General features: G+C 59.9%; 3 protein-coding genes. 1 reads left to right on the forward strand and 2 read right to left on the reverse strand.

The window, feature by feature from the left end; genetic code table 11:
- Positions 1–55: 55 nt before the first annotated feature.
- Both AO501_RS10825 and AO501_RS10830 read right to left on the reverse strand, forming a co-directional pair.
- Complete coding sequence (locus AO501_RS10825) at positions 56–481, reverse strand: recombinase family protein (protein WP_231752437.1); 426 nt, start codon at positions 479–481, stop codon at positions 56–58.
- A gap of 253 nt (positions 482–734) precedes the next feature.
- Complete coding sequence (locus AO501_RS10830) at positions 735–1997, reverse strand: hypothetical protein (RefSeq protein ID WP_156452471.1); 1263 nt, start codon at positions 1995–1997, stop codon at positions 735–737.
- Positions 1998–2127: 130 nt separating this feature from the next.
- Here AO501_RS10830 and AO501_RS10835 point away from each other — a divergent pair, with 130 nt between their 5' ends.
- Complete coding sequence (locus AO501_RS10835; protein ID WP_156452472.1) at positions 2128–2868, forward strand: hypothetical protein; 741 nt, start codon at positions 2128–2130, stop codon at positions 2866–2868.
- Positions 2869–3779: the final 911 nt, after the last annotated feature.

Below are 3779 nucleotides of genomic sequence, written 5' to 3' on the forward strand. Positions count from 1 at the left end.
CAACCCACCCGACCATCCAGAGGAGGACGCTCAGTAAATACCGCGCAACGGTGCCTCATTCAGGTTGACAGGTTCCGAACTTCGTGCCGTTCGCCAGCGACATCGCCCGCTTCAGCGCTGTCCGCTCTTTCACCAACTCGCGCTCATACTCAGCGAGAGACCCCAGAACTCCGATCATCATCCGGCCAGCCGCAGTGGAGGAGTCAATGCCGTCTGACGTCGAGACCAGGGTGACACCTCGGTCAGTCAAAGCCTTGACCATTTCCAGGATGTGGAGGGTGTTGCGCCCCAGGCGGTCGAGCTTCCAGACGACCACCGTGTCACCCTCGCGGACATAGTCGAGCAGCGCGGCTAGGCCTGGACGGTCGTCCCTGGCACCGGACATGGTGTCGGAGAAGGTCTTCGTCACACCGGCAGTGGCCAGGGCTGCGTTCTGCTGATCCAGCGTCTGGGCAATTGTGCTGACCCGGACGTAACCCACACGCGCTCCACCAGTTGTGGCCAAGGCCTTCGCGGGCAAGGGATTTTGAGTCATAGATAACTATACCACTTATCATTAGACCCTCAATGATTGTGAGACAGCGTTGTGAGACACGGCCAGGGAGACGGACTTTCGAGACTCGACGACCTGGACGAGTCCTGCGGCCCCGGCCGGCAGACGAAGCGTCCCGAATGTGCTCTGTTTCGAGACAGTGCCTTTGCAGACCAGGCTACGACTAGAAGCCCGTCGCCCGTCAGCTCTTGTCTGACGCTTCGATGACGGTTTGGAGGTCGTCGAAGATATCGACTTGCTCAACGCGGACAGTGAACGAGTCGCCCTCGAAGGCGATTCCGTACCCGTGCGCAGTCACCGTGTAAGTGACGGTCACCTCTTCCAGGGCACTGTTTCGCAGCACCAGGACCACATCATCTCCGGTGTGACGCCACGGTGGGTGCGGGCGTAGTTCAGCCAGGGTGATAGTGACTTCGAGATCGCCGTCATCGTTGTGCTCCCATCTAACCGGGTAGTCGGCGGGTAGGGCCGGGACAAAGCTCACCGGAGGCACGGTGCCGAACGGGCCGTATGCTGGCGGCTCCCAGTCGGGATCTTTTAACCGCTCCCACTCGAATGTCTCGATTCCGGCGAACGCGAGACCGCCCGCACCGTGGAAGGTCAAAATAACCTGCACGTTGGTCAGGAATGACTGTGCCTGGTTCGTGATGCGAAAGTGCAGGGCCGGCCACGCAATCGAGGCTAGGTAGTCCTGGCATGCATCCCACCGGCCATGCAGGTCCCGACGCAGCGCCGCCGCCCGTTCGGCTATCTCTCCATCCGAAATCGGTTGTGCCGGTTCATCCGAGACCTCGTAGCCCATCGACCGCATCGCCGATGCACCTAGCCAGGACGATATCGGGTCCGGCGGCTTGGAGCGCAGCTCCTCGTTGCGCTCGTGCAGCGACTTTTCCTCGATTTCAACAAGGCTGTCCAACAGCTCATCGCCTCCAATGAAGCTTCGGGCACAACCCATTACCTCTGCGGTCACCAGTATCGGCGGTGGCCCCGCCGGGATGCCCAGGAACTGCTCTCGCACCCCTGCCATGTGCGGGCGGTCGAGGATCGTCGTGATCCGTTCGAGGTGGTACAACTCGATCTTTGTGTCATCGCCAACCTTGCCTAGAATCTCGCGCTCAGCCAGGCGTAACTCCTGATTCGTCACGAAAGCAACACCCACCGGCTTCGGCTCCTTCGTCTTGGCTTTCTCGACATCGGACGAGAGCTTGTCGGTTATCTCCCTAATGCTTTGCTGACCACGGGGGAAATTCACCGCCATGACCCATGGCTCGCCGTTCTTTTGAATGAGGGCGTCAGCGCCGCCGTCTTGGCCGCCCAGCGGATGCGAGGGGTCGATGCTCTCAAATCCCTCTTCGTCGAGAATGAGCGCCGCCATCCGCTCCGATGGCGTTTGGCCCATCGTCCATTCCAGTAACAGATGCCAAGTCTCGTCGAATCGCCTCACATACGCATCCAGCCGTTGCGGAGTGCTGCAACGCCAAGCGCACTGCTGCGACACACCTGGCTGACACACCATGGTTCTGAATTGTGTCAGCACGCAACAGATGTCAGGCACCGTCCGTAGGGTGGTCGGTGTGCCCGACGAACTTGACAAACGTCTGCGGCAGATGGCGAAGTTCGTCCGCATCGATAACGATGCGGAAGACCGCGCCTGGCGACCTGATGCCGCCTCAATCGAGGCTCTGGTGCTAAAGGTGCTTGGTGGCTGGGAAGTGCTCAAGTCAGCGGTAAATTGGGCCTACTTCGACTCCGTAGGACCGGATGGCCCCCCTGCTGAGGCGGGTCAACTGCCCTCCACCATCCGCAAGGTTGCCGAGAGCTACAACGTGCGCTGGCCGCATTCCGAGTGGTCAGCGGCCTGCGCGAAGGCAAATGTGGTGCGACAGAAGCTTGCCCACCTGCTCTATGCGTACAAAGTCGACAACGAATCCCCGACACCCGAACGGAAACTGGCCTTCATGCGGCTGGGCCTGCCTGGGCAACCCCGCAGGGTGAACAGCCGGCCCTCTGAACTCGGTTGGAGCAAAAGCGCGGTGCCGCTTTCCCAGCAAGCACGGCATGTCGATCTACTGACCGAGCAAGAGCTAATCGATGCGCTTGAAACCATCAAATGGCTCCTGGACTGCTGCAACTACCTGCAGCGGCTCGGCTCGATCCATCGCTTCGAACCGGGGTGGCCCGACAACTACGAGCTGCCGAAATCGGAACGCGACCAACTGGCATGGTGGTTCGACGACTGGGGCGACCCACAAACTACGGCTTTAACGGCAGGCCAGCTATGGGTCAGACCGTCTCGCGGGCCAGAAGTGCCATGAGTCGATGGCGCTGCAGCACCGCCCGAACAGCACCGACACACCGGTTTCAATCACGAGGAACGCGCGTCACTACGTCAGCACCAAACGTGAGTTTGAGCGACAGCTTGTCGGTGAAGCCCTCGCCAACCGACCACAGAACGCAGACGTGTCTACGCAGCTCTACCGCTGCGCCTCAGCCCACTTCCGAGCCCAGTCCACGGCAGCCTTCCGTGCGTCCTGCTGGTCCCTCCCATAGACCTCACCCGCCAGGCCAACCTCGCTCACGACGGTTCGGTTCTCTGCATCCAAGACTCTCGTAATCTTGGCGACGTAGCGGTACTTGCCATACAGGAGCCGCATCTTCTCTATTTCAAAAAGAACTCGTATCCGTTGTGCGAGAAGTCCATACCCACCACGCTATCGAGATCGCCGCCTTATTGACCTTCATCTCCGCGGAGGATCGGGGTAGCCCAAGAAATGCCGTGCGCTATCCACGCAGCCTGCCAAATAGTCCTGCCCGCTGGGCACCGACTTATTCGCCGCCGCGCTTTGCAACATTCTTGAACATGTTCCGAAAAGATCTGCGTTAGGGGCGGTTATCCCGAGTGCGGGCGCAAGTTCTTGCATGTCGTTGTAGCCCTCCCAGTAGGAAGGACTGGCCGGAGCATTGGGATCGGCGTTGGCCCCAACGACGACGCCGGTAGTCAGACACCCCCAGGTCATCAAGATTGTGCCTATGGAACCAGCAACGAGTGCGCGAACTGTCATAGCTGCTAGTCCTCCCTGTAAGCAGAAATAATATTCACCTGGCAGCTCCCAACCGCTACGAATGGAACCAAAAACAGCGCCTCTAGGTGTCGGCTGCCAGGTGAAAGGGACCACTTCAGGGGTGTTTTTGCCATGAGCATGGGACCACCTGTTTGCCATTGATG

It is taken from the genome of Mycobacterium gordonae (assembly GCF_001417955.2).
In the GTDB taxonomy this organism is placed as follows: domain Bacteria; phylum Actinomycetota; class Actinomycetes; order Mycobacteriales; family Mycobacteriaceae; genus Mycobacterium; species Mycobacterium gordonae_B.